The sequence below is a fragment of the Roseibium sp. FZY0029 genome (assembly GCF_036350355.1).
In the GTDB taxonomy this organism is placed as follows: Bacteria; Pseudomonadota; Alphaproteobacteria; order Rhizobiales; family Stappiaceae; genus Roseibium.
Map to the genome: position 1 here is coordinate 209,122 of NZ_JAZDVZ010000007.1, position 25,412 is coordinate 234,533.

Genomic DNA, 25,412 nt, shown 5'->3' on the forward strand with positions numbered 1-25,412 from the left:
GGACCAACGACGTCCCCGGCTCACGTGCCATGCTGCTTGACTTTTTCGCCCTCAGACGGACTTTTCAAACGCATGAAGATCCTCAAAGGTCATTGGCAACTCATTCTGATCACGGCGGTCATGTTCCTCTTCTGGAACACGATCTTTGTTGTGCCGCTGAAAATCCTGATCGTCTATCTGCATGAACTGTCCCATGCCCTGGCCGCGCTGCTGACCGGCGGTTCAGTAGAAGAGATCTCGCTCTCGCCCTGGCAAGGCGGTCATGCGATCACGCGTGGCGGCAGCCGTTTCCTGACACTGACCGCGGGCTATCTCGGCTCCCTTGCCATCGGCATGGCGCTGCTGATGATTGCGCTGAAGACTGATGCGGACCGCATTGTGCTCGGGCTGCTCGGCGCTTTTACCTTGCTGGTTGCCCTGCTTTATATCCGAGATCTCTTCGCCCTCGCTTTCTGCATTGGCACGGGCGTCGCCATGCTGGTGGCAGCACGGTATCTCAGTGTTACGGTCAACGACCTGATCCTGCGCGTCATCGGACTGACCAGCATCCTCTATGTGCCCTTCGACATCTTCGACGACACTATCCGCCGTTCGGGCACACGTTCAGACGCCTACATGCTGGCGGAAGAGTTCGGCGGCTCCACGATTTTCTGGGGTGGGCTGTGGCTGCTGGCAAGCCTTGCCATCATCTACCTGTGTCTGAGGCATGGCCTTGGCAAAAGCAGCAACGTGGATTTCGGAAAGCGCGCGCCAAAAAGCTAGGAGGCGATTGCCACTTGACCTAACGGGCAGCAAGGGCTGACCTATGGCAGACCATCCTTTCGGGAGACCGCCATGCTGGACCTGCGCCCCAACTGTGAATGCTGCAACAAGGATCTTCCGCCGCAATCGGAAGATGCCTTCATCTGTACATTCGAATGCACGTTTTGTGCGGACTGCGCCCGAAACGTACTGCAGGGCACCTGCCCCAACTGCGGCGGTAATTTTCAGCAACGCCCGATCCGGCCAGCCTCAGCCCTTTTACGCCATCCTGCGTCCAAAGAGCGGATCTTCAAACCGGAAGGCTGTGGTCAGAACGCCTAGAGCCTCGCTCTAGAGCAAGTTGCCCCCGACGAAGATCACCAGAAGGCCCGCGCCGCCAGCGGCCAGTTTCTGCAGAGGCTTCGTGAAGCCGATGACCCCGAAGGATACAAGGCCCAGGCCAAGGCCGATCTTGACTGCGGCTACCAGCGCCGGCAGCGGACGGGCGGCAAGATCCAGCACTGCCGGGTTGGCCACCATGGCCAGCGGAATGATGTAAAGACCGATGCCCAGCGCCATGGCGGACAGCGCGACCTTCAGCCAGTTTTCGCCGATCATGCCGGCGGCAATGAAGACCGCGCCGCAGACCGGCGGCGTGATGGTCGACAGCAGCGCGAACCAGAAGACAAACAGATGCGCCTGCAAGGGCTCCAGCCCCTGCTGCATCAAGGCTGGTCCGGCAACCGAAACGCAGATCACATAGGCAGCGGTCGTCGGCACTTCCATGCCCAGGATCAGACAGGCCAGCGCGGTCAGGAACAGAGACGGCCACAGATAGCCGCCGGATCCGGACAGGATCAGCGACGTGATCTTGACGCCGAGACCCGTGATCGCCAGCACGCCGACGATGATCGAGGCGCATACGATGATCGAGGCGATGACCGACACCTGGCGGGCGGAGTTCAGAACCGCGCTCTCCAGCCGGAGCAGAATTTCCTTGACCGAAAAGGTGCCACGGGCGTTGAAGAACAGCAGCGCGAACCCGGTCAGAATGGCAATGCAGGCGGCATATTGCGGTGTGTAGCGCGCAACGAACATGCCCCACAGAAGCACGGTAAACGGCACCAGGAAGAAGGCGGAGGTGATGATCACCTGACGCGCCTTCGGCTGGTCTTCCCGGTCGATTCCGGCTAGGTCGTAGCGCTTAGCATAGGCATTGATACCCACCCAGACCGCGAAGAAATAAAGCACTGCGGGCAGCAGCGCCGCGGCCATGATCTGGGTGTAGGGCACCCGTGTCAGCTCCACCATGACGAAGGCCCCCGCCCCCATCAAAGGCGGCATGATCTGGCCGCCGGAAGAGGCGACCGCCTCCACGGCTGCCGCAAGTTTCTTCGGGTAGCCGAGCCGCGTCATGGCCGGCAGGGTGATGGCCCCCGTAGAGGCCACATTGGCGGAAGCCGAGCCGGAAATGGAGCCGAACAGTGCTGAGGAGAGAACCGACACCTTGGCCGCCCCGCCCTTCAACCGTCCGGCTGCTGCTGCGGCGACATTCATGAACCCCTGTCCGGCTTCCCCTGCGTTCAGAACCGCGCCGAAAATCACGAAAATGGCGACCACGCCCACCGAGACACCGGTCAGGCTGCCCCAGACACCGCCTTCGGCAATCGTCAGCGTGCCGAGAAAGCTGGCAAGCGGTGTGCCGGAATGGCCGAATTCGCCCGGAATGTGCTGACCGAACATGCCGTAGGCCAGTGTCAGCGCGGCGACCACCGGCAGCGGCCAGCCGATTGCACGGCGCGCGCCTTCAAGCACGACCAGCAGCAGGATGCCGGCCAACCAGAACTGAAAGTCACCTTCAAGAAACCCGTATTGATCGGAGAGTGCGGACTGGTTTGCCGCGATCCACAGGCACACGGCCACGCCTGCAAGGCACAGAATTGCCCCGCTGGCACGCGTGACGAAGCCGCCTTTGGCAAAGATGAAGATCCACGGCAGAGCCAGCGCAAGATGAAGCGGGCGGCTGACGAGGTTGGGCACCAATCCTGAAAAGACCAGCCCGAGATGAAATACGACAAGCGCCGTTGCAAGAAGAAGCATGGCCATTCGCTGGAAAGGCGATGTCGCGGTTTCACCACTGATCATGGGCAGGTATTCTATCTGTTTCTGCAGCCGCTCGGCAGATGCATGGCGAGCCGCTTGCGCGGTTTCAAACTGTCAGAGGGGCACCTGCCCCGGGCCGGACTTTTGCAACGCGAACAACAAGGGGCGCCACTTTCCGGCAGATCCTGCCATGGCGCCCCACGTTCACTCTCGAAACTTATTTCTGGGCGTCGGTCAACTCGATGCCGGCTTCCTCATAGTAGCGCGCAGCGCCGGGATGGATCTTGCCGGTGATATTGGCCATCAGCGCCTGATCGACACCGTTCCACCACGGGGCTTCTTCCCCCATCTTGGCTTTTTCTTCCCAGAAGGTCTTGGTCAGCGCATAGGCGGTATCGTCGTCCATTGCGGTGGTCGAATAGGCGACAACCGGCAGAGACGTGGTGACGATGTCCTCGGCCTGGCCGGCATAGGTCCCTGCCGGAATAACGAGCTTGGAGCGCTTGGTTTCGGCAATCTGATCGTCGCTGAGCGAAATCACCGTCACGTCCGTGGAGGCAGCGGCCTCGATGACATTCGGCGCAGGCCAGGAACCGGCCGTCACGAACCCGTCGATCTGGCCGTTCTTCAGCGCGGCGACGGCGTTGGAAAGTTCGGCGTCAGCGATGTTCACCTTGCCTTCAAGACCGAACATCTTCAGATATTTTTCGCCTTCCGTCGCACCGAAAGACCCCTTGCCGAGCAGGATGGTCTTGCCTTCCATCCCGGCAAAGTCGGTCACACCGCTGTCAGCCGACATTACGAAATGCATGGTCAGCGAAGGGATCGGGAACAGAGCGCGAATTTCGTCGAATTTCGGATCGCCCTTGCCCTCGAACATGGCCTTGCCGCCCTGGGCGAGGGAAACGAGCGCTGGCGGCGTCGTGAACACATAGTCACCACCGCGGGCCTTGGCTTCCATCACGTTCTGTACGGAGCCCTGGCTTTCTTCCACGGTGACGATCATGTCGCCGTTGCTGCCGGCCTTGATGGCTTCCGCGATCTGAACGCCCATCTGGTAGTAGGAGGAACCGGTTTTGGCGGATTTATAAGTGATCCGCGTGTCGGCGTGGGCCTGGAACGTGCCAAGCGCAAGGGTCAGACCAAAGGCAAGTTTCAAAAATGTGTTTGTCATGAGCGTCTCCCGAATTTTTCAGGAAGACTATTGTGTGAACCTCAGCGTGGCAACGCGTTTTCATATGATCTGGGTACGCCTCACAACGAAAATTTGGCCCCGCCACACGCTGAACGGGCAAGCGCGAAACCTGCATGCCGATGGTCAAACAAAAACCGCCGACTGAGCCCAGCCGGCGGTTTGAAAGTCTGCTGAAAGCGAGAGGCGATCAGCGGTTTTCGTCGTCTTCCTCGTCTTCGTCCTGAGCTTCGCTCTTTAGCGAGTTCAGTTTGGCGAACACGGCGTCGGCGTCGATTTCCTCTTCTTCCTCACGCTGGATCGGCTTGGACGGATCGAGCGAGAAAGCAGCCGCGATGGCGTCTTCGCTGGTGCTGTCTTCGACAGACATCAGCGTCTCGTTCACTTCGCCTGCCGTCGGCAACGGAGCGTTCTTCGCCGCCTTTTCGACTTCCATGTCCAGCTCAAGCTGGCTGCACAGACCCAGGGTGACCGGATCGGAAGGCGTCAGGTTGGCAGAGTTCCAGTGAGTCCGGTCGCGGATGGCGGCAATCGTCGGCTTGGTGGTGCCGACAAGGCGCATGATCTGTGCGTCCTTCAATTCCGGATGGTTGCGCACCAGCCACAGGATCGCATTCGGACGGTCCTGACGGCGGGACACAGGCGTGTAACGCGGTCCCTTGCGCTTGGACTCAGGCACGACCACCTTCGAGCCCTGCAGCTTCAGCTGATAGTTCGGGTCGCGCTGAGCCTTCTCGACTTCTTCGCGGGAAAGCTGGCCGGTCAGGATCGGGTCAAGGCCCTTGATCCCCTGCGCGGCTTCGCCATCGGCAATGGCCTTCACTTCAAGCGGATGCAGTTTGCAGAAGGAGGCGATCTGAGTGAAACTCAGCGCGGTATTGTCCACGAGCCAGACGGCGGTTGCCTTCGGCATAAGCGGCGTGTTCGCCATCAGATAAATTCCTCTCGTCTGCTCCCTCGCCTGGCAGGGCGAAAAAGCGGTGTTCCTTGATCAGTTTCCTGGAAAGTGGCCGGAATATATGTCGAAACACTTTGAAACGCAAATACTCGCGTAACAATCGTGCGGACAAGGATATCCCTGCGGCATCAGACATCTACCGTCAGGACGATTTTACCAATATGACCAGAGCCTTCCATGCGCCGATGAGCCTCCGCAGCCTCGGCCAAAGGAAAGGTGGAATCCATTACCGGGGCGACCTTTCCCGATTCGAGAAGAGGCAGAACCTTCTCCTTGAGGCTTTCCGCAATAGCCGTCTTGAAGGCATCGCTGCGCGGACGCAGCGTCGATCCGGTGTGGGTCAGGCGTTTGACCATCAGGCGGGAGAAATTGACGTTCTCCGCAACGCCGTTCAGCGTCGCGATCTGGCAGATACGCCCTTCAACGGCCGCCGCCTTCCAGTTCCGCTCGACATAGTCTCCGCCGACCATGTCCAGGATGACGTTGACGCCTTCGCCGCCGGTGATCTCCAGGATCACCTTTTCAAACTCTTCCTCACGATAGTTGATGGCATGGTCCGCACCGAGCTTTCGCACCGCTTCAACCTTCTCAGCCGACCCGACGGTGGTGAAAACTTCCGCACCGAAAGCCTTGGCAAGCTGGATCGCCGTCGTGCCGATACCTGACGTCCCGCCATGCACCAGGAAACGCTCGCCGCTCTTCAGGCCGCAGCGGTCAAAGACATTCGTCCAGACGGTGAAGAAGGTTTCGGGAACGGCTGCGGCCTCGACCATGGAGAGCCCCTTGGGAACCGGCAGGGCATGGCCTTCGGGAGCCTTGCAGTAGGTGGCATAACCACCACCGGGCGTCAGCGCCATCACCTTGTCGCCGATCGTGTGACGCGTCGCGCCCTCGCCAAGAGCGACAACCTCACCCGAGACTTCGAGCCCCGGCAGGTCGGATGCCCCCTTGGGCGGCGGATAAGCGCCCTTGCGCTGCAGGACATCCGGCCGGTTGACGCCGGCGGCGGCCACCTTGATCAGGATCTCGCCCTGTCCCAATTCGGGAATGGAGCGCTCCTCAGCGCGCAGAACGTCCGGTTCCCCCGGCTCTGAAATGGCAACCGCGGTCATACGATCCGGCAGATTCTGCATGGGGACGTTTCCTTTTTGGTTCATATTGGGACTGGCTAGGCCAACTGTGCCTTACATATGGTAAACTGAGTGTCAGTCTATTTGCAGGAAAACCGCCCGGAGAGGCAACCCGCCCGGCCATGCTCGAAAACACGGCCGACTACGCAGACAGCCTCTTGCCTGGCACAGCAGTGGAGGAAACCGATGGGCCTGTTTGATGAAGATGTCCCCAAAAAATCAGCCCCCGGCACTGTTGCCGTGGGGGAAGATCTGTCGCGTCTTTCCGAGGCAGAGCTGGAAGAACGGATCGAAGCTCTGAGGGCCGAAATTAACCGTACCCAGAAGGAGCTTGAGCAACGCGGCACTATTCGCGATGCCGCCAACTCAATTTTCCAGAAGTGATCCTGTAAATTATCGCAATTATTGAGTTTTTGCACCTTTCCGGCGTGCAGTTACAGTAAAGCCGATAGGTAAAAATTTACTCGTTTACCTGTTATTAATCTTTCCAAATTATAAACAGAGGTATCCAGTCATCTGGATGTGAGTGGCTCCTGTCCACTCTGTTTGACGCCTCCCTGTTAAAGACTCAGAGCCGCAACCAAGCGGCTCTTTTTTTTGCCGCTGCCTCATAGTATCTTGTCGATGTTCTGGTTAATGGCCGTTTACTTGTCTGATTGGCACGCGCTTTGCTGGATATAGGCCATGAAGACCTGCATCGTTTCAAAAAGGAACATCTGAAACGGGATGTCATATCCCGGGACAGACCAGAAGAGATGCCAGGATAACCGGAAGAGTAATTGAGGCTTAGCAATCCTATGACGGACGACATCAAAAAAGCCGGTGAAACAGGCAGTGCAGTTCACATCGCGCATCATCTTGCCAGCTCCGACAGTTTCCAGAACCTGTTTCAGGAAGGCATGTCGCTGGTCGAGGAAACCGCGATGTATCTGGATGGCAACGGCCGTGAAGAAGCCAAGCAGCTTCCACGCCCCGCCTCCCTGGCCTATGCGACTGAATCCATGCGCCTGACCACCCGGCTCATGCAGCTCGCGTCCTGGCTGCTGTTGCAGCGCGCCGTCAACGAGGGCGAAATGTCCCGCGAGCAGGCCGGCAGCGAGAAGAACAAGGTTCGCCTCGACAAGCTGTCCACCGCCGCAGGCGGCCCGACCTGGAATGATCTGCCGGAGACACTGCGCGAACTGGTCGAGCGCTCTTCCCGCTTGCAGGAACGCGTCGTCCACCTCGACAAGATGCTGTACCGCAAGGACGCCGAGCAGGTCGAGGAAGCCACCAACGACAACCCGGTCGCATCCCAGATCGACAAGCTGCACGCAGCATTCGGCAAGTTCGGCTAAGACCGCTCAGCCGCTTTCGAATTCGAAAAGCCGCCGCAAGGCGGCTTTTTTGTTGCGGCCAGTTATGTTTGGCCCGAGCCTGCCCGGATGCCAATCCGGCTGCGCGATATCCCCACGGCGTCAACCCGGACCAGCGAAGCGCAGATCCCGGCCTACTCGCCGCTGCAGGGCTCCGGCCGGCGCTCTGGAAAAGGGGAGGCCCCGAATCTCGTATGGTCTCGCGATGCTCGCAAGAGGAGACGCAGTGCCTGCTGCGCGTCCTGTGACCGACCGTCACCAAAACACAAAAAACCCGGCCAGAGGCCGGGTTTTTCGTTTGAAGCTGTCGTGGCGGAGGCTTAGGAGCCCAGGAAGCCAGCGAACTTGTTCTTGAAGCGGGACACGCGGCCGCCACGGTCCATCAACTGACGGTCGCCACCGGTCCATGCCGGGTGGGACGTCGGATCGATGTCGAGCGTCAGGGTGTCGCCTTCCGCACCATAGGTGGAGCGGGTGGTGTATTCGGTGCCATCGGTCATGACGACCTTGATGGTGTGGTAGTCGGGATGAATATCCGCTTTCATGGCCGGTCCTTTCAAGCGCCCTGTGACAACCTTCCGGGAAAGCCGCCAAGCAAACGCAAAACGAAATGAGGGGCCGCCGATCCGGTTGCGGACGCCGCCCTCAGAAACATGAGGCGGGGATATACCTCATGGTGGAGGCCAAGACAAGGGGCAAAATCCCGCAATTTCCCGCTATGTCCAGCAAAGGTTTTCCACCCCTGGAGATCTTACCCTGCTTTCGCTCGGCAAAGCTCTTTCAAAGCTCTCGAACGGCTTTGTCCAAAGTCATTGTCCACCGTGCGGAACATGCTAAGACGGGGTGAAACAACAAGGAGACCCCAGTGGCCGACGCCCCTGCCAACGAAACCCAGTCCCCATCCGGAAAGTCCCGCAGATCGCTTCGCCCGCTCACCCGGCTGCTGCCCTATCTCTTCCGGCACAAGGGCATGGTCGCGGCAGCGGTTGCCGCTCTGTTTTCCGCAGCCGTCATCACGCTGATTCTGCCTGCGGCCGTCCGCCGGATGATCGACTTCGGTTTCGGCGCGGATGATCCCGCCCTGGTCAATTCCTATTTCGCCGTGCTGATCGGCGTGGTCTGCGCGCTCGCAACGGCCAGTTCCGTCCGCTATTTTCTGGTGATGTGGATTGGCGAACGCGTGGTTGCCGATGTGCGGTCCGACGTCTTTGCCCATATGACCCGGCTTAGCCCGGTGTTTTACGACAGCGCCAAGTCAGGTGAGATCCTCTCCCGGCTGACGGCCGACACCACCCAGATCAAGGCGGCCTTCGGCTCAAGCGCATCGCTCGCCATGCGCAACCTGATCATGTTCCTGGGCGCAGCCGTGATGATGGTGGTCACCAGTCCGCGACTGTCCGTCATCGTGCTGGCGGCAATCCCGGTCATTCTCATTCCAATCCTGGGCTTCGGCCGGCAGGTGCGCAAACGTTCCCGTTTCGCGCAGGATACGCTGGCCGAAGCCTCGGCCTATGCCAGCGAGATGCTGGGATCGGTCCGCACGCTTCAGGCCTTCACGCATGAAAGCCTCAGCGCAGGCCGCTACTCCGACGCCGTCAACGAAGCCTTCCAGGCTGCCCGGCAGGCAATCGTCGCCCGCGCGGCGCTCACCGGCTTTGCCATAATGGTGATCGGGGCCAGCATTGTCGCCGTTCTGTGGATCGGGGCCAGCGATGTCTTTGCCGGCAGGATTACCGGCGGTGAACTCAGCCAGTTCCTGCTCTATTCCATTCTGGCCGCCGGCTCCCTGGCCGCCCTCTCCGAGGTCTGGGGCGAACTTTCACAGGCAGCCGGGGCAGCCGAACGCCTGTCGGAGCTTCTGGAAATCCAGCCGGAAATTGCCGCGCCCGCAAACCCCGTCCGCCTGCCCGCAGCGCCCCGCGGCGAGATCGTCTTTGAGGACGTATCCTTTGCCTATCGCAATGCGGAAAAGATGCCCGTCGTGCGTGACCTCAGCCTCACCGTCTCACCGGGCGAGACCGTCGCAGTTGTCGGGCCGTCCGGCGCAGGCAAGTCGACCCTGTTCAGCCTGTTGATGCGGTTCTACGACCCGGTCTCGGGTGTCATCCGTCTCAACGGCGCCGCCTTGCCCGACCTCGACCCGGAAGACCTGCGCCGCCATATCGCACTGGTGCCTCAGGACACGGCGATCTTCGGGGCCAGCATTGCCGAAAACATCGCTTACGGCCGGCCGGAGGCCAGCCGCGACGAAGTGATCGCGGCAGCGGAAGCCGCCCTCGCAGCCCCCTTCATCGAAAAGATGTCGGATGGATATGACACGATCGTCGGCGAGCGCGGCATTACCCTGTCAGGTGGCCAGCGCCAGCGCATTGCCATCGCCCGCGCCGTCTTGAAACACGCTCCTGTGCTGCTGCTTGATGAGGCCACCAGCGCTTTGGACGCGGAAAGCGAAAACCTCGTCCAGCAAGCCCTCGACCGGCTGATGGAGAACCGGACCACGCTTGTGATTGCTCACCGGCTGGCAACCGTGCTCAAGGCCGACAGGATCGTGGTGATGGAAAACGGCCGGATCGTCGAAACGGGAACGCATGGCGAACTGACAGCCGCCGGTGGCCTTTATGCCAAACTCGCCCGGTTGCAGTTTGGTGCCGAGCAAGAAGCCGAAACGGCATAGAGCCTTAAACGCAAAAGGGCGGCACGATCGCCGCCCTTTCTTAGCAAGAAAAGCCTGTAACGATTATGCGTCGTCGGGAACGGCGACGGTGTAGTTAAGCGGCATCCGGCCGCCATCGGCAAAGATCGTCTGGCCGGTGACGTAGCTGGCATCGCTGGAGGCCAGGAAGGCCGCGACGCTGGCGATTTCGGATGGCTCACCGACACGCAGCATCGGCGTCCGCGACAGGATGCGGTTCTTCGCTGCCGGATCGCTGTTCACCGACGCCAGCATCTCGGTCATGATCGAGCCCGGCCCGATGGCGTTGACGCGGATGCCGTACTGGGCGAGCGCCAGGGCCGTCGTCTTGGTCAACTGCGACATGCCCCCCTTGGATACGCAGTAGGGGATCTGGTTCGGGATCGCGAGCACCGAGTTGACCGACGACATGTTGACGATACAGCCCGGCTCGCCGCCGTTCTGCACCTTTTCCACCATGTGGCGGGCAACGGCCTGCGAGCAGAGGAAAGCACCTTTCAGGTTGATCGAAAGAACGCGCTCGAAATCTTCTTCTTCCAGGTCGAGGAAATCCGCGCCGACCACGATGCCGGCGTTGTTGACCAGCACATCGATGTCGCCATAGGCATTCAGCGTTTCGGCAACCAGATTGCGGACATCCAGCCGTTCGGCGACGTTGCAATGGATATACATTGCCTCGCCCTGAGATTTAAGATCTTCTGCCGCAGCTTCACCGGCTTCGTCATCTACATCGGCAATCACGACCTTCGCACCATCGGCGACAAAACGCTTGGCGACTGCAAATCCGATCCCCCGGGCTGCCCCGGTGATGATGGCGACCTTATTTTCCAAAGACACGGAAACCTCACGGCTGCTTGAGTTTAAATCTGACACGCAAAAAAGCGGGCTGCTTCGCGGCGGCCCGACCTTAAGTGCCAAAAACGGCTATGTCGATGGCTGTTATTGCCCTCCAGCAACGTCACCTGGCCAATTCAGACGGAAATTCCATGCGTTTTGAGCGCTTCGGTGATCTCGTCCAGAATGGCCGGGTCATCGATCGTCGCCGGCATTTTCCAGGTTTCGCCATCGGCAATCTGGCGCATCGTGCCGCGCAGGATCTTGCCGGAGCGTGTCTTCGGCAGCCGGTCGACGGTGATTGCTATCTTGAAGGCCGCCACCGGGCCGATCTTGTCGCGCACCAGTTTGATGAGTTCCTTCTCTATCTCCTCGTGAGACCGGTCGACACCGGCCTTGAGCACCACGAAACCGCAGGGAAGCTGGCCTTTCAGCTTGTCGGCAATACCGATGACGGCGCATTCGGCAACATCGGGATGAGTTGCCAGCACCTCTTCCATCCCGCCTGTCGACAGGCGGTGGCCGGCAACGTTGATGATGTCATCCGTCCGCGCCATGATCGACAGATAGCCGTCATCATCGATAACGCCCGCGTCCGCGGTCTTGTAGTAACCGGGAAACTCGGCGAGGTAGGCGTCGAAGAACCGCTTGTCCGCGTTCCAGAGTGTCGGGAACGAGCCGGGAGGCAACGGCAATTGCACCACGATGTTGCCGAGCGTGTTCGCCCCCAGCGGATGGCCGGCATCGTCAAGCACCTGGACATCGTAACCGGGCATCGGCACGGTCGGCGACCCTGGCTTGACCGGCAACAGACCGAGACCCACCGGATTGCCGACGATGCACCAGCCTGTTTCCGTCTGCCACCAGTGGTCGATCACCGGCACCTGCAACTGATCGATGGCCCAGTTGACGGTTTCCGGGTCCGCCCGCTCACCCGCAAGAAACAGAGAGCGGAACTGCGACAGATCATATTGCTGAATGAAGGCGCCGGCCGGATCTTCCTTGCGAATCGCCCTGAAAGCGGTTGGTGCTGTAAACAGCGACACGACGTTGTGGTCGGAAATGACGCGCCAGAACGTGCCAGCGTCCGGCGTCCCCACCGGCTTGCCTTCAAATACGACGGTGGTGCAGCCGTGCAGCAGCGGCGCATAACAGATGTAGGAATGGCCAACGACCCAGCCCACGTCAGAGGCCGCCCAGAACACTTCGCCCGGCTGGATGTCGTAAAGGTACTTCATCGACCACTTCAGAGCCACCATATGGCCGCCGTTGTCACGAACGACACCCTTGGGCTGGCCGGTCGTGCCGGAGGTGTAGAGGATATAGAGCGGGTCGGTTGCCTTGACCGGCACCGGCGCAATCCTGCGCCCGGCAACGACAGCCTCGGCCTGAAGGGCGCCAAGATCGTGGTCCCTGCCCGGCTTCAGATCGGCTGCCAGTTCCTCACGCTGAAAAACGAGGCAGCTGTCCGGCTTGTGTCTGGCTATATCGATGGCCTGGTCGATCAGCGGTTTGTAAGCAATGACCCGGCCCGGCTCGAGGCCGCAGGAGGCCGCGATGATCGATTTCGGGGTCGCATCGTCGATTCGCGTTGCAAGCTCGTTGGCGGCAAATCCGCCGAAGACGACGGAATGGATGACACCAAGACGCGCGCAAGCCAGCATCGCCATCACCGCCTGCGGGATCATCGGCATATAGATGATGGCCCGGTCGCCCTTGACGAGCCCATGGTCGGCCAGCACGCAGGCCATGGCCTCCACTTCCTCAAGCAGCTCCGAATAGGTGTAGCTCGCCGTCCGACCGGTAATCGGGCTGTCATAGATGAGCGCCGGCTGGCCGGGACGACCGTGTTCTACATGACGGTCCAGGCAGTTGTAGCAGGTGTTGCACTCCCAGTCCGGATACCAGCGGCCGTATTGCCCCTGATCCGGATCGAACACCTTTTCCCCCGTCGAAACCCAGTCTATTTCCTCAGCGGCTGTCTTCCAGAACCCGAGCGGGTCGTGTTTCCAGCTCTGATAGACCTCGTGATACCGGCTTGCCATGACAATGTCCTCCCAAACAAAGGCCCGGAAACGCAGCTCCGGCTTTTGCGGCCTAGAGTGCTGTAAGGGAACCTGGAATTGCAAGCCTCCGCTTATAGGCAATTCGGCCTTCGGGACTTTACGTAAGCACTCTGGCATGATTGTCTGCCGGTCCAGTCCGTTCTATTCCTCGCGTTTCTCAGCACATGATTCCAATTTCAGATCCCTGGTTCTATGCGGCCGCCATTCCTTCGGTCTTTCTGGTCGGCCTGTCCAAGGGCGGCTTCGGCGGCACGTTTGCCATGCTCGGCGTGCCGATCATGGCGCTGGTCATTTCGCCGCTGCAGGCAGCCGGCATCATGTTGCCGATCCTGATCGTGATGGACATCGTCGCGCTGATCGCCTATCGCGGCCGTGCGGACTGGAAAAGCCTCAGCATTCTAATCCCCGCCGCCGTGATCGGCATCGGCATCGGCTGGGCCACTGCCGCTTATGTGAACGACGCTTTCGTGATCTTCCTGATCGGGATCATGTCGCTGGCCTTTGTCGCCGACTACCTCTTCAAGCAGCGCAAGGTCACCACCGCCAGCGGCCACAACCGGGCGAAGGGCACTTTCTGGGGGGCGATTGCCGGTTTCACCAGCTTCATCAGCCACACCGGCGGCCCGCCTTTTCAGATGTACATGCTGCCCCTGCGCATGGCGCCGCTGATGTTCGCCGGAACGGCGGTTATCTTTTTCGCCACCGTGAACGCGATCAAGCTGGTGCCCTATTTCCTGCTGGGACAATTCGACGCCACCAACCTGTCGACCTCCGTCATGCTGTTTCCCGTGGCGCTCGTGGCGACCCTTGTCGGGGTCTGGCTGGTGCGCGTCGTCAAGGCGGAAATGTTCTACGCCATCATCTATACCTTCATGGGCGTGATTGGCGCCAAGCTGACGTACGACGGATTGATGGGCCTGCTTGCCTGACCCAGGCGGTCGCGGCGGATCGTCAAAGGGGATACTCCCGCCAATGATCAATTGCACGGCAAACCGTTTCCGGTTTTGATACGGCCAAATTCAACCGGTCACCGACCCTCGCCCACACGGCAAAGGAGCGGCTGACCGGTCGCAGGACATTTTCGGCATCCCGCGCTCCATGTGCCGGCAGGATGCTTCAGGGAGGATGGTCATGGATGCCAGCGTCAACCCCTTCACCCAGGGTCTCGACAAGAACACCGCGAATTATGCGCCGCTCAGCCCGCTGAGTTTTCTGGCGCGGGCGGCAGATGTCTTTCCCGACACGATTGCGATCGTGCATGGCCGTCAGCGAACCGATTACCGGACGTTTTATCGGCGAGCGCGTCAGCTCGGCTCCGCGCTGACGCGGCTTGGCATCGGCAAGAACGACACGGTCAGCGTCATGCTGTCCAACGTACCGCCAATGCTGGAAGCTCATTACGGGGTGCCGATGGCAGGCGCCGTGCTGCATTCCATGAACACCCGTCTTGACGCTGCGATCATCGCCTTCCAGCTCGATCATGCCGATTGCAAGGTGCTGATCACCGACCGCGAATATGCGCCGGTCGTCAAGGAAGCCCTGTCGATGGCGACGGTGACCCCCACCGTGATCGACTTTTCCGACACGCAGTTCCCGCAGGACGGCGAACGGCTCGGCAGTCTTGATTACGAGGCGTTTCTGCAGTCAGGCGATCCGGAGTTCGCCTGGTCGCTTCCGGATGACGAGTGGGATGCGATCGCGCTCAACTACACCTCCGGCACAACGGGCAATCCCAAGGGCGTGGTCTACCATCACCGCGGCGCCTATCTGCTGGCCCAGGCGAATGTGATTACCGCCTCCATGGCCAAGCATCCGGTCTATCTGTGGACCTTGCCGATGTTCCACTGCAACGGCTGGTGCTTTCCCTGGTCGCTGTCGCTTGTCGCTGGCACCCATGTGTGCCTGCGCTGGGTCCGGCCACAAACCATGTGGGAACTGATAGCCGAGGAAGGCGTCACCCATCTGTGTGGCGCGCCGATCATCATGTCGACGCTCCTCAACGCCGCGCCCGAGCACAAGCGCGATCTGGACCGCGAAGTGGAATTCTTCACGGCCGCCGCCCCGCCACCGGAAAGCGTGCTGGCCGCCATGAAGACCGCCGGCTTCAACGTCACCCATCTTTATGGCCTCACCGAAGTCTACGGCCCGGCGGTCGTCAATGACTGGAAGCTTGAATGGAACGCTCTGCCGCTGGACGAGCAGGCGCAGAAGAAGGCGCGGCAAGGCGTGCGCTATGTCGCGCTGGAGGGCCTGACGGTGCTTGACCCGGAAACACTGGAGCCGGTGCCCGCCGATGGCGAGAGCCTTGGCGAAGTCATGTTCCGCGGCAATGTCGTCATGAAGGGTTACCTGAAAAACCCGGAAGCCACCGAAAAGGCCTTCAAGGGTGGCTGGTTCCATTCCGGAGACCTCGGCGTGCTGCACCCCGACGGCTACATCCAGCTGAAGGATCGCTCGAAGGACATCATCATTTCCGGCGGCGAAAACATCTCGTCCATTGAAGTGGAAGAAGTGCTCTACAAGCACGCCGACGTGCAGGCGGCAGCTGTGGTGGCCAAACCGGATGAAAAATGGGGCGAAACCCCTTGCGCCTTCGTTGAACTCAAGGACGGCTCAACGGTAAGCGAAGCCGATCTGATCGCCTTCTGCAGGCAGCACCTTGCCGGCTTCAAGGCACCAAAAACTCTCGTCTTCTGTGAACTGCCCAAGACTTCCACCGGCAAGATCCAGAAATTCGCGCTGCGGGAACAGGCAAAGGCGCTTTAAGAGGCACAAAACAAAAACGCCGCGCGGTGCGCGGCGTTTGAACTAAAGGTGACGCCCCCTAATGGAGCGTCTCATTTTCCCGTATTCGCGTAATCTCATCCTTGATCTTGAGCTTTTGACGCTTCATGTCAGCCAGTTGCAGGGAGTCTGTACTCGGATGTAACTGAGCGTCTTCAATCTTGCGTTCCATTTCCGCGTGACGGCGCTCAAGTTCTGCGAGATGCGACTGCATTGACATGGATATCCTCCTGTCTGTTGGCTCAACATTTTCATCGTGCCACAGGAATTCCGGCGTTGTCGATTGCTGATTCCGCATACCTTCAACGTTTCGCCGTCAAATTATGCATTCTCGCAGATATCCTTACGAAACCCTGAAGATCCGCACCCAAGTAAGCCCCCGAAAACTCACGAAAATTACCCTTGAAAAATTTGCCAGTTCACAAGTTTTCAACATACGAAATCGTGACGGGCTTAAGATGATAGCTTGCCCGTGATCGGCAAAATGGATTAGGACTTATCTCCTGTTTAGGGGACATAGATGGCGCAGATGGATAGTGATGCGTTGCGTATGCAACTGGCGCAGCTTCGCCAGGAACACAGAGATCTTGACGCGGCCGTCGAGGCACTTGCCTCAACTTCGAACCAAGATGCCTTGCAACTGCAGCGGCTGAAAAAAAAGAAACTGATGATCAAGGACCGGATCACGGCGCTTGAAGATCAACTCTTTCCGGACATCATCGCCTGAGCCTTTTCCGCCGCGAAAGCTCCCGTATCCGCGGCACGTCCCCTGAAAGTGATTTTCCGGCACGTTACCGGCGGATTCGCGCTTGCGATGCGCGGCTCGCTGCCTATACTCCGCGGCTCTTCTGAGCCTGCCGGAAACTGGAGCACTTTATGGCAAAAGCGGATGTCGCCATCATCATGGGCAGTCAGTCGGACTGGCCGACTATGAAACACGCCGCCGACACGCTGGACCAACTGGGCGTCAGCTACGAGGCACGCATCGTCTCCGCCCACCGCACGCCGGACAGGATGTACGACTTCGCCAAGGGTGCGAAGGCCGAAGGTTTCAAGATCATCATCGCAGGCGCAGGCGGGGCCGCCCATCTTCCCGGCATGACCGCCGCCCTCACACCGCTTCCCGTCTTCGGCGTTCCGGTCGAAAGCAAGGCGCTCTCGGGCGAGGACAGCCTTCTGTCCATCGTGCAGATGCCGGCAGGCGTTCCGGTGGGCACGCTGGCCATCGGCAAGGCCGGTGCGACCAACGCCGCGCTTCTGGCGGCCGCCGTCCTGGCCCTGCATGATCCGGCAATCGATGCCGCGCTCACCGCCTACCGCACCGAGCGCACGGCCGCCGTTGCCGATACGCCATCCAACGACTGACATAGCCCTTCTGACATAGCCCTTCTGGCAGGACCCTTATCATGAGCGCCAAAACCCGTTTGAGCCCAGGCGACACCATCGGCATCCTTGGTGGAGGCCAGCTCGGCCGGATGCTGGCGCAGTCGGCAGCCAGCCTCGGCCTCAAGACACATATCTTCTGCCCGGATCCGAACAGTCCCGCTTTCGACGTCAGCGCGGCCTATACGGTCGCCTCCTATGAGGATATCGACGCGTTAGACCTCTTCGCCTCGTCCGTTGCTGCAGTCACCTATGAATTCGAAAACGTGCCCGGCCCGACCGCGGCGCATCTGGACGCCAAGGTTCCGGTCCGCCCCGGTGTGCGCGCGCTGGAAGTTTCCCAGGACCGGCTGTTCGAAAAGCAGTTTCTGTCCGGCGCAGGTGTCGCCATTGCCGACTTTGCCGACATAACCTCGCAGCAGGATCTTGATGCGGCCGTTGCCCGTTTTGGTGGCCAGGGTGTTCTGAAGACGCGCCGGTTCGGCTATGACGGCAAGGGCCAGCAGATGATCCGCAGGCCCGAAGATGCCGAAGGTGCCTTCGAGAAGCTCGGCTCGGTGCCCATGGTGCTGGAAGCGCTGATCCCGTTCGAATGTGAAGTCTCGGTGATTGTCGCCCGCGACCTGGACGGCACAATTGCCTGCTATGACGTTGCCCGGAACCACCACGGGAACCACATCCTGAAAACCTCGACCGTTCCTGCCGGCATCTCACAGGAAACGATGGACACGGCCCGTGCCATGGCCGGGCAGATCGTCGCCGGCCTCGATTATGTCGGTGTCATGGGCGTTGAAATGTTCCTGGTCCGCGACGGTGCGAACGAAAGGCTGCTGGTCAACGAGATCGCGCCGCGCGTCCACAATTCCGGCCACTGGACGCAGGACGCCTGCCTGACCTCGCAGTTCGACCAGCACATCCGCGCCGTTGCCGGCTGGCCCCTGGGCTCCGCCGAGCGGCATTCGGATGCGGTCATGGAAAATCTGATCGGTTTTGACGCCGACGGCTGGCAGGAAGTTCTGAAAGAACCGGCCGCCCGACTGCATCTCTACGGCAAGGCGGAAACCCGGGAAGGCCGCAAGATGGGCCACGTCAACCGGATTTCCGGAAAGTCCTGACCCGGATCAGCCGTTAATTATTGCAAAAGCCCCGGTCTCAAGATCGGGGCTTTTGTGATGACGCCGAGCCGTCGCCAAAACGGAACGACTCAACCCGGCACGAGGCCCAGCTTCTCCCGCCGCGCAAAGCGGAGGTTCGCCAGTACGGCAACGGACGCAAGACCGCCTGCCAGACCGCACCAGACGCCGACCCCGCCCCACCCTGCGACGAAGCCAAGTCCCAGAGACAGGCTGATGCCGACAACCCAGTAGCCGAACAGGGCATAGAACAGCGGGATCGTGGTATCGCCCAGGCCGCGCAAATTGTTGACACCGATAATCTGGCCACCGTCCGCGAGCTGGAACAGCGCCGCCACCATCAGGAACGAAACGCCATAGGTCATCACTTCCCTGGCTTCCGGGTCGCTGAGGTCAAGATAGATGCCGACGAGCTGCTCCGGGATCGACCAGAACAAGATGGCGAAGAAGCCCATGAACAGCATGGTCACGACCAGCGCTGTCCAGCCGGCGCGGCCAACCCCCTTGTGATCGTCCCGTCCCGAAGCAAGGCTGACACGGGTCATGGCGGCCACGGACAGCCCGACAGGCACCATGAACGTGATCGACGCGATCTGCAGCGCAATGCCGTGTCCGGCCAGCGGCAAGGTGCCCAGCCAGCCGATCATCACCGATGAGGCGGTGAAAAGAGACCCTTCGGCAATGATGGTCAGCGCAATCGGCGTGCCCAGCCGGACGATCTGGAAAAAGACCGGCCAGTCCGACCGCCATATCCGGCCCAGAATGTTGTAGCGGCGCAGCTTGGGATGCAGCATGGCATAAGCCAGCAGGAACAGGAATGTCGTGGTCGCGCTCAGAACGGACGCGATCCCCGCGCCTACCAGCTCCAGGCGCGGAAAGCCGAACTCGCCGAAGATCAGCACGTAATCCAGGAACGCGTTTGCAATGGCACCGGCAATCGTCGCCCAGAGCACCACCTGCGTGCGCTCCATCACCGTCAGGAAGGCGCGAACGGCCATGATCAGCAGCGCCGGCAGCATCGTCCATTGCAGATACACCATATAGACGCCTGCAAGCCTGGCCAGTTCCGGCTCCTGCCCCAAAAGCAGAAGGATCGGCTCGATGAAGATCAGGATTCCCCAGACAGGGATGCAGAACAGGACCGAAATCCAGAAGCCCATGCGCACGGCACGGCGCAAATCACGGGGCTTTTTCTGGCCGCGGGCACGGGCGGCCAGCGGGATCACCGCCTGCAGCAGGCCCATGCCGAAAAACCACACCAGCATATAGAAATTGAAAGCCAGCACCGAGGCAGCGAGTTCCTGCGCGCCAAGACGCCCGATCATCAGAACGTCGGTGGTGTTGATGGCCATCTGCGCCAACTGGGCGCCTGCCAGCGGCAAGCCCAGAGAGAGAGTAGGCTGAATGTCGCTCCGCCAAAGGGACTGGCTCTTGTCCGAATCGGGAGCCCTTGACGCGTGCTGCGCCATTGTTTCCTCCAACAATGAGGGCATGGTCATGCCTTCTTGTACGAGGCTCGATTGACCGGGGTGAGACATCCACCTCTAGTCGTGATACACTGCCGTGTCCACACCTGTTCTGCGGGTTGGGGACACCCTCCGGCCTTGGCGCCGGAATCCGATTTTGGCGGGTTTCTTTGCGAATGCCTGTGGACACACGGGGTTTGCTCTGGTATTAAGCCCGCCAAAGTGAGCGACGCGTCAGCGGCGATAAGGTCTCTGTACACAAGTGGATGCTTGATTGATCGGTACGCCGATGGGCACACGCATGTGTTTTTGAAACCACCGTAAGGTTCGTTGGCGAAGCCTCGCTTCCATCATGGTTCTTCTGGCTGCAGATCCTCTGCAGCGCATCGAAAACGGGAAAAAACGCGTGCAGGTTCTGGTTCGCGACAACAATGTCGATCAAGCGCTGAAGGCGCTCAAGAAAAAGATGCAGCGCGAAGGCATCTTCCGTGAAATGAAACTTCGCGGTCATTTTGAAAAACCGTCTGAAAAGAAGGCGCGTGAAAAGGCTGAAGCAATTCGCCGTGCACGCAAGCTGGCTCGCAAGCGGGCACAGCGTGAAGGCCTGCTCCCGGGCAAGTCCGCTCGCCGCTAAGTTCGGCTTGAGCGTTTCTGGCGGGTTTGGCCGCCAATCTTCTCAAAATTGCCCTAAGGCCGACCGAAGTCCCGGTCGGCTTTTGGCGTTTTGCGGAGAACGCTTCGGGCTCGTCCCAAAGAGCCCTGTGCAGCCATACTCACGCCCTATTGGAGGCAGATGAACGGCATGTCTAATCGTTTGACCCTTAGAGATCGTCTGTGCCGCATGCGCAAATTTCTGCCTCATGCAACGCTGATCGGCCTGGCTTCCATGCTGGCGGCCTGTAACACGTCGGGCGTCTACGACGATGTGCCAACCAACGCTTCCGCCGGGTCTTCGACAAACATTGCCTCATTGACAGCGGTGATCGATGCCAATCCGAACGATGCCAGTGCCTACAGCACGCGCGGCATCGCCTACGGCCAGGCAGGCAAGCTGGACAAGGCCGTCGAGGACTTCAACAAGGCGCTGCAACTGAACCCGCAGTCCTATCAGACCTATGCAAACCGCGGTCTCGTCTACCGCCGCATGGGCCAGAACGAGCAGGCGGTTGCCGACTACACCCGCGCCATCAACATCAAGCCGGATTATGACGTGGCTTATGTTGGACGCGGCAACATCTATCGTCAGCAGGGCAACTACAACGCCGCCCTCGCCGACTTCAATTCCGTCATCACCCGAGACAGCAGCGATGCCCGTGCGTTCTACAATCGCGGCCTGATCTACCAGGCCCAGAACCAGCATCAGCGCGCGATCGAGGACTTTGCGACAGCCATCGGCCTCAACCCGAAGGCAAGCGCGCCCTATATCGCCCGCGGCATCTCCTACATTGCGGTGAACGACCCGAACGCCGCCTTCTCGGACCTGTCGATGGCCGTCAATCTCGACCGGGATTCCGCCATTGCCTGGGCAAACCGGGGCCTCGCCCAGGAAATGCTCAACAATCCGAAGGATGCCCGGCGTAGCTTTACGCGTGCGATTACGCTGGACAACTCCAACACGATCGCCCGCGAAGGTCTCCGCCGCGTCGGCAACGGCTAACCCGGCCCAAACGCAAGCTTTCCAAAAGACCTGAAGTCATCATGCGCGGTGGCTGCCCAGGCCTGTTTGCGGTGTCTCGCCCGGTAACGGCTGAAGCTGGCCGGTGGCACCACTCAGGCCGAAGGGCTATCTAGAACGGCACCTCGGACCGGAAACAGATCCGTCCGCCATGCGCCGGGTGGTGCAGCTCCAGGGTTTCCGCGTGGAGCGCCAGCCTGGGAGAGGCTACCAGCGCCTCACCTTCCGCATAGAACCTGTCTCCGGCAATCGGATGGCCCAAAGCCAGCATGTGGACGCGCAATTGATGCGAACGGCCGGTATGCGGGAACAGGCGGACCCGTGTCGTCATGGCTTTCCGCTCCAGAACCTGCCACCGCGTCAGCGCGGGCTTGCCGTGTTCGAAACTGACCATCTGCTTGGGCCTGTTCGGCCAGTCGCAAATGAGCGGGAGATCGATCTCCCCCTCATCTACCGGCGGACTTCCCCAGATATCGGCAATATAGGTCTTGAGCGTCTTGCGCCGTTCGAACTGAAGCCCCAGATGCCGGTGTGCCGCCGGGTTTCTTGCCAGAACCATGACACCTGAAGTGTCCATGTCGAGCCGGTGAACGATGCGCGCATCCGCATACCGCTCCTGCGCGCGGCTCTCGATGCAGTCAGCATGTTCGGCGGCCTTGCCCGGCACACTCAGCAGACCGCTCGGCTTGTCGACGACAAGAAGATCGTCATCTGCGTGCAGCACCGTCAGGAACGGCTCCAGCGGCGGGGCATAGACAAAGGATGCTGGCGCGGCCTGGCTCATCGCAGTTGGGGTCCAATGACAAAAGGCGCGGATCTGACCGCGCCTTTCCAAAAATATGTGTTCGTCTGTGCTCCTCGAACCTATGAGGTCCGGCAAAAGCCTCAGACGGTCAGGATCGCCAGGATGCCGCTCAGAACGAATACGGCTGCGGGCGGGATCCAGCCGGATGAACCCAGCGCCATGCCGACGGCAGTGGCGACGAGGGTTGCAATCAGCATCAGCCAGCCGAAGACGGTGGCAGCGGTGCCGCCGAAAGCGAACATGATCAGGCAGACAACAATGGTCAGGACTGCGATCGTGCCGATCTTGGAGAAGTTGATGAACCCCTCGTAGGTCTGCTCGTGAGAGTCATAGTCCATTGCGGGCGCAGTTTCGTCAGACATGAAGTCCCCCAGGAAAATTCGTTAGTCGGCAGCCTACATACAATAAAGCTTCCCGGTTCGGCAATGATGGGAAGTGCACAATTCGTCACTGGGGACGCGACTTTTTGACAGTCTGCGGTGCGGCACCCTTGCCGGCAGGACAAACGGGCGGACAATCAGGCGGCGTGCGAGGCTCCCGCAAGGCCTGCAGCAGTCAGGACATCGTCCTGGCGCTTGCGCACGATTGCCGCGTCAAATCCGTCGATCTGTTCGTTGAAGAGCTGGAAGAAATTGAGTTCCGCCCGCAGGTGCAGGAAGACACCCCCCAGTCCGATGGCAGCCCTGTCCATGAAGACGAACTCTTGCGGCACGGTGAGCGGGCCCAGCTCCTTCAAGGCAGAATGCACCCGGAACGCCTCCTTGCGCCCATATTCGGCGGCCGACACGCCATCTGCGATGGAGCGGACACGGTCGCTGAGCAGCGGACCGTAAATGAACCTTGCCCAGATATTCAGGATCTCGATGACTTCCTTCTTCAGATCCTTGAAACCCCAGCGCTCGTAGGCTGCAACGACCCGGTCGTTGTCTTCTTCCAGGAGACCGCGATAAAGCTCGACGACACCCTCGACAAAGGCTTCGGGGAAAATGCGAATACAGCCGTAATCGAGCAGATTGATTCCCGCCGGCTCACCCTCATGCTCGAACACCGTGTAGTTGCCCAAGTGCGGATCGCCGTGAATGACGCCGAAATGGCTGAACGGATGCCACCAGGCGTGGAACATGGTCCGGGCGAGCAGGTTGCGCTCGTCCTGGCTGCAGTCCTTGTAGTCGAGCAGCGGTTTGCCGGTGAGCCAGCCCATTGTGAGCAGGCGTTTCGTCGACAGGTCCTCGATCACTTCCGGTACGCGGATGCGGTCGAAGTCGCCCAGAATTTCCTGATAGACGGCGATATGCCCGGCCTCTCTGGCGTAATCCAGCTCCTCACGGACCCGGGCGCTGATTTCCTTGGCGATTTCCCGCGTATCGATGGCCGGGCTCATGCGACGGTGCAACGAGAACAGCATCTGCAACTGCTTGAGATCCGCCTCGACCGCAGAAGCCATGTCCGGATATTGCAGCTTGCAGGCCAGAACCCTGCCATCGTGGCCGGTAGCCCGGTGCACCTGCCCAAGGGAAGCAGCCGCAGCCGGTTCCTTGCCAAACTCAGCGAACCGCCCCTGCCAGTCCGCGCCGAGTTCAGCACGCATCCGGCGCTTGACGAAGGCCCAGCCCATGGGGGGAGCATTTGCCTGAAGCTTCGCCAGCTCGGTCGTGTATTCGGGTGGCAAGACGTCGGGGATCGTCGACAGAAGCTGCGCCACTTTCATCAAGGGGCCTTTCAGCCCGCCAAGGGCCGCGGCAAGTTCGGCTGCATTCTTGGCATTGTCCAGTTCCATGCCGAACAAACGTGCCCCGGCCACCTTTGCGGCAATCCCGCCCATGTTGGTGCCGACCTTGGCATAACGGCCCATGCGGGCACTGAGGCGATTGCTTTCGCGGTCTTTCGATTCGGCCATGCGGTGGCGGGCTCCCTTGGTGACACCATACGTTCCACGGACCGCCCGATGTGCCAATCGGGTGACTGCGGTCTCTGGAAACTACATATGACCTACCGCAGCAATATCCAGATCCGCCAGCCGCTATTCCGACGCAGGCCCGCAACGAGCACCCGAGGGACGGCTATTTTCAATAGCGTTGCCCGGGCCCCTTCGCAGACCATCCGCGGCGTTGCCGCTATCTGCCCACGCCGGAGCGAAGTCAGGGAACTGCCCGAAACAAGGTAATCTGCGCGGTAGTCACGGCTTTCCGGAGCTGATTTTTTCAAGCGCCCGGGCCAGATCGTCCCGCGTTGCCACAAGCCCCTTGTAGGTAAGCTGATCCGCATCAAGCGCAAGAAGCTGCGTCCGAAGCCCCGCCGCAAGCTCCGCGCACCCATCCTGCGCTTCGAGCGCAGCCAGAGGGTCGTGATGGATCTTGATGGTGAACAGGATGTCGCCGGACCCCGGCAAACGCCGCAAGGTCTGCCGTTCGACCCGGAGGAAAAGCTGAGCCAGCGCGCCGTCGTCAATCTTGACGCGGATCTGTTTCGGCAGGGGATGGTGCAGATCGCCGTCGGGATAGATCGACCAGTTGAAGCGCTCCAGAAACTGTCCGGCTTTCAGATTGTCGAAGATCCGCGCCACCATCATGCCCATTCGGCTTCCGTTGAAACCGGGGACATTGTCGTGAATGCCCGTCATGGACTGCCCGAATTTCTCCGCCAGTGACCAGGATGAGGGAAAACAGAGCGCAGCGGCCACAAGCCTGTAGCCGTCCGGACCGGGCCGCATCAAAACGAGGTCTTCCTGCACGAGACGCGCCGCGATCATCAGAGGCGGCGAGCCGGAAAGCACAACGCGCTCGCCGGTTTCGGCAATCTCGACCGCGTCATCGCCCACCCGGTGGGTCTCTTGATGGAACCTCGAAAGGTTTTCTTTCACGAGCTCCAGCACTTCCTGCTGCGCGGGTGTCGTATCCGCCTCCGCCCGGAACACCGTTTCAAGGTGTTCCGAGAACAGGCGGCTTTTCTCGCGGAGGTGCCTTGCCAGAAAGGGATCCGGCTCCAGCCAGGCCTCCTCACCGATCGGCTTCAGGCCGACAGTGAAGGGCTGGCTGGTGCCGTCGTAGGGCGTGTGGTGGAAGGGTGGCGACGGTTGCCGTGTCATTGGATACCGC

At 60.4% G+C, this 25,412-nt stretch carries 25 protein-coding genes; 12 read left to right on the top strand and 13 right to left on the bottom strand.

Going from position 1 to position 25,412, the window contains the following annotated elements:
• Nucleotides 1-72: 72 nt before the first annotated feature.
• Both V1T76_RS20565 and V1T76_RS20570 read left to right on the top strand, forming a co-directional pair.
• Nucleotides 73-762, top strand: coding sequence for a M50 family metallopeptidase (locus V1T76_RS20565; RefSeq protein WP_330562549.1), 690 nt, complete (start codon nt 73-75; stop codon nt 760-762).
• A gap of 72 nt (nt 763-834) precedes the next feature.
• Nucleotides 835-1,083: a DUF1272 domain-containing protein gene (locus tag V1T76_RS20570; RefSeq protein ID WP_330562550.1), complete on the top strand. Its 249-nt coding sequence runs from the start codon at nt 835-837 to the stop codon at nt 1,081-1,083.
• Between the two features lie 9 nt (nt 1,084-1,092).
• Here V1T76_RS20570 and V1T76_RS20575 read toward each other — a convergent pair whose 3' ends face one another.
• From V1T76_RS20575 to V1T76_RS20590, 4 genes are all read right to left on the bottom strand, one after another.
• Entirely contained in the window at nt 1,093-2,886 is a 1,794-nt protein-coding gene (locus V1T76_RS20575) for a TRAP transporter permease (RefSeq protein WP_330562551.1), read from the bottom strand.
• Between the two features lie 175 nt (nt 2,887-3,061).
• Complete coding sequence (locus tag V1T76_RS20580; protein WP_330562553.1) at nt 3,062-4,018, bottom strand: TAXI family TRAP transporter solute-binding subunit; 957 nt, start codon at nt 4,016-4,018, stop codon at nt 3,062-3,064.
• Nucleotides 4,019-4,226: 208 nt separating this feature from the next.
• Nucleotides 4,227-4,967, bottom strand: coding sequence for a DUF1013 domain-containing protein (locus V1T76_RS20585; RefSeq protein ID WP_330562555.1), 741 nt, complete (start codon nt 4,965-4,967; stop codon nt 4,227-4,229).
• A gap of 155 nt (nt 4,968-5,122) precedes the next feature.
• Entirely contained in the window at nt 5,123-6,127 is a 1,005-nt protein-coding gene (locus V1T76_RS20590; RefSeq protein ID WP_330562557.1) for an NAD(P)H-quinone oxidoreductase, read from the bottom strand.
• Between the two features lie 183 nt (nt 6,128-6,310).
• On the opposite strand from V1T76_RS20590, the gene V1T76_RS20595 reads away from it, so the two are divergent.
• Together V1T76_RS20595 and rcdA are read left to right on the top strand one after the other, a co-directional pair.
• Nucleotides 6,311-6,508: a DUF1192 domain-containing protein gene (locus tag V1T76_RS20595; RefSeq protein ID WP_330562559.1), complete on the top strand. Its 198-nt coding sequence runs from the start codon at nt 6,311-6,313 to the stop codon at nt 6,506-6,508.
• A gap of 413 nt (nt 6,509-6,921) precedes the next feature.
• Nucleotides 6,922-7,461, top strand: a complete 540-nt coding sequence (gene rcdA, locus V1T76_RS20600; protein WP_006932155.1) for a protease adaptor protein RcdA — start codon at nt 6,922-6,924, stop codon at nt 7,459-7,461.
• 338 nt (nt 7,462-7,799) lie between these two features.
• Here the strand turns inward: rcdA and rpmE are convergent, their stop codons facing one another.
• Nucleotides 7,800-8,024, bottom strand: a complete 225-nt coding sequence (gene rpmE / locus V1T76_RS20605) for a 50S ribosomal protein L31 (RefSeq protein WP_006932159.1) — start codon at nt 8,022-8,024, stop codon at nt 7,800-7,802.
• 320 nt (nt 8,025-8,344) lie between these two features.
• On the opposite strand from rpmE, the gene V1T76_RS20610 reads away from it, so the two are divergent.
• Nucleotides 8,345-10,153, top strand: coding sequence for an ABC transporter transmembrane domain-containing protein (locus tag V1T76_RS20610; protein ID WP_330562560.1), 1,809 nt, complete (start codon nt 8,345-8,347; stop codon nt 10,151-10,153).
• Between the two features lie 63 nt (nt 10,154-10,216).
• On the opposite strand, the gene V1T76_RS20615 is transcribed toward V1T76_RS20610, so the two are convergent.
• Nucleotides 10,217-11,008 (bottom strand): SDR family NAD(P)-dependent oxidoreductase, encoded by a 792-nt coding sequence (locus V1T76_RS20615; protein ID WP_330562561.1) that lies wholly within the window; start codon nt 11,006-11,008, stop codon nt 10,217-10,219.
• Nucleotides 11,009-11,142: 134 nt separating this feature from the next.
• On the bottom strand, nt 11,143-13,050 hold the full coding sequence (locus V1T76_RS20620; RefSeq protein ID WP_330562562.1) for a propionyl-CoA synthetase: 1,908 nt from the start codon (nt 13,048-13,050) through the stop codon (nt 11,143-11,145).
• A 185-nt stretch (nt 13,051-13,235) separates the two neighbouring features.
• On the opposite strand from V1T76_RS20620, the gene V1T76_RS20625 reads away from it, so the two are divergent.
• Nucleotides 13,236-14,000, top strand: a complete 765-nt coding sequence (locus V1T76_RS20625; RefSeq protein WP_330562564.1) for a sulfite exporter TauE/SafE family protein — start codon at nt 13,236-13,238, stop codon at nt 13,998-14,000.
• A 196-nt stretch (nt 14,001-14,196) separates the two neighbouring features.
• A complete protein-coding gene (locus tag V1T76_RS20630) occupies nt 14,197-15,837 on the top strand; it encodes an acyl-CoA synthetase (RefSeq protein ID WP_442970153.1) in 1,641 nt (546 codons plus the stop codon).
• A gap of 58 nt (nt 15,838-15,895) precedes the next feature.
• On the opposite strand, the gene V1T76_RS20635 is transcribed toward V1T76_RS20630, so the two are convergent.
• Nucleotides 15,896-16,075: a YdcH family protein gene (locus V1T76_RS20635; RefSeq protein WP_040439055.1), complete on the bottom strand. Its 180-nt coding sequence runs from the start codon at nt 16,073-16,075 to the stop codon at nt 15,896-15,898.
• 300 nt (nt 16,076-16,375) lie between these two features.
• On the opposite strand from V1T76_RS20635, the gene V1T76_RS20640 reads away from it, so the two are divergent.
• From V1T76_RS20640 to V1T76_RS20650, 3 genes are all read left to right on the top strand, one after another.
• Nucleotides 16,376-16,582 carry a YdcH family protein gene (locus V1T76_RS20640; protein WP_040439058.1) on the top strand — a complete coding sequence of 69 codons (207 nt, stop codon included), beginning with the start codon at nt 16,376-16,378 and terminating at the stop codon, nt 16,580-16,582.
• A 149-nt stretch (nt 16,583-16,731) separates the two neighbouring features.
• Nucleotides 16,732-17,220 (top strand): 5-(carboxyamino)imidazole ribonucleotide mutase, encoded by a 489-nt coding sequence (gene purE / locus V1T76_RS20645; protein ID WP_330562568.1) that lies wholly within the window; start codon nt 16,732-16,734, stop codon nt 17,218-17,220.
• A gap of 41 nt (nt 17,221-17,261) precedes the next feature.
• The gene (locus V1T76_RS20650) at nt 17,262-18,353 is read left to right on the top strand and encodes a 5-(carboxyamino)imidazole ribonucleotide synthase (RefSeq protein WP_330562569.1); all 1,092 of its coding nucleotides are present in this window, start codon (nt 17,262-17,264) and stop codon (nt 18,351-18,353) included.
• A gap of 89 nt (nt 18,354-18,442) precedes the next feature.
• Here the strand turns inward: V1T76_RS20650 and V1T76_RS20655 are convergent, their stop codons facing one another.
• A complete protein-coding gene (locus V1T76_RS20655) occupies nt 18,443-19,840 on the bottom strand; it encodes an MATE family efflux transporter (RefSeq protein ID WP_330562570.1) in 1,398 nt (465 codons plus the stop codon).
• Between the two features lie 403 nt (nt 19,841-20,243).
• On the opposite strand from V1T76_RS20655, the gene rpsU reads away from it, so the two are divergent.
• Complete coding sequence (rpsU, locus tag V1T76_RS20660; protein ID WP_008188883.1) at nt 20,244-20,471, top strand: 30S ribosomal protein S21; 228 nt, start codon at nt 20,244-20,246, stop codon at nt 20,469-20,471.
• Nucleotides 20,472-20,639: 168 nt separating this feature from the next.
• Entirely contained in the window at nt 20,640-21,494 is an 855-nt protein-coding gene (locus tag V1T76_RS20665) for a tetratricopeptide repeat protein (protein ID WP_330562572.1), read from the top strand.
• 130 nt (nt 21,495-21,624) lie between these two features.
• Here the strand turns inward: V1T76_RS20665 and V1T76_RS20670 are convergent, their stop codons facing one another.
• The 4 genes from V1T76_RS20670 to V1T76_RS20685 all read right to left on the bottom strand — a co-directional run bounded on the left by V1T76_RS20670 (nt 21,625) and on the right by V1T76_RS20685 (nt 25,402).
• A complete protein-coding gene (locus V1T76_RS20670; protein WP_330562574.1) occupies nt 21,625-22,296 on the bottom strand; it encodes a pseudouridine synthase in 672 nt (223 codons plus the stop codon).
• A 101-nt stretch (nt 22,297-22,397) separates the two neighbouring features.
• On the bottom strand, nt 22,398-22,679 hold the full coding sequence (locus V1T76_RS20675) for an aa3-type cytochrome c oxidase subunit IV (RefSeq protein ID WP_006932187.1): 282 nt from the start codon (nt 22,677-22,679) through the stop codon (nt 22,398-22,400).
• A gap of 155 nt (nt 22,680-22,834) precedes the next feature.
• On the bottom strand, nt 22,835-24,214 hold the full coding sequence (locus V1T76_RS20680; RefSeq protein WP_330562575.1) for an ABC1 kinase family protein: 1,380 nt from the start codon (nt 24,212-24,214) through the stop codon (nt 22,835-22,837).
• Nucleotides 24,215-24,493: 279 nt separating this feature from the next.
• The gene (locus V1T76_RS20685; RefSeq protein ID WP_330562576.1) at nt 24,494-25,402 is read right to left on the bottom strand and encodes a heme-dependent oxidative N-demethylase family protein; all 909 of its coding nucleotides are present in this window, start codon (nt 25,400-25,402) and stop codon (nt 24,494-24,496) included.
• Nucleotides 25,403-25,412: the final 10 nt, after the last annotated feature.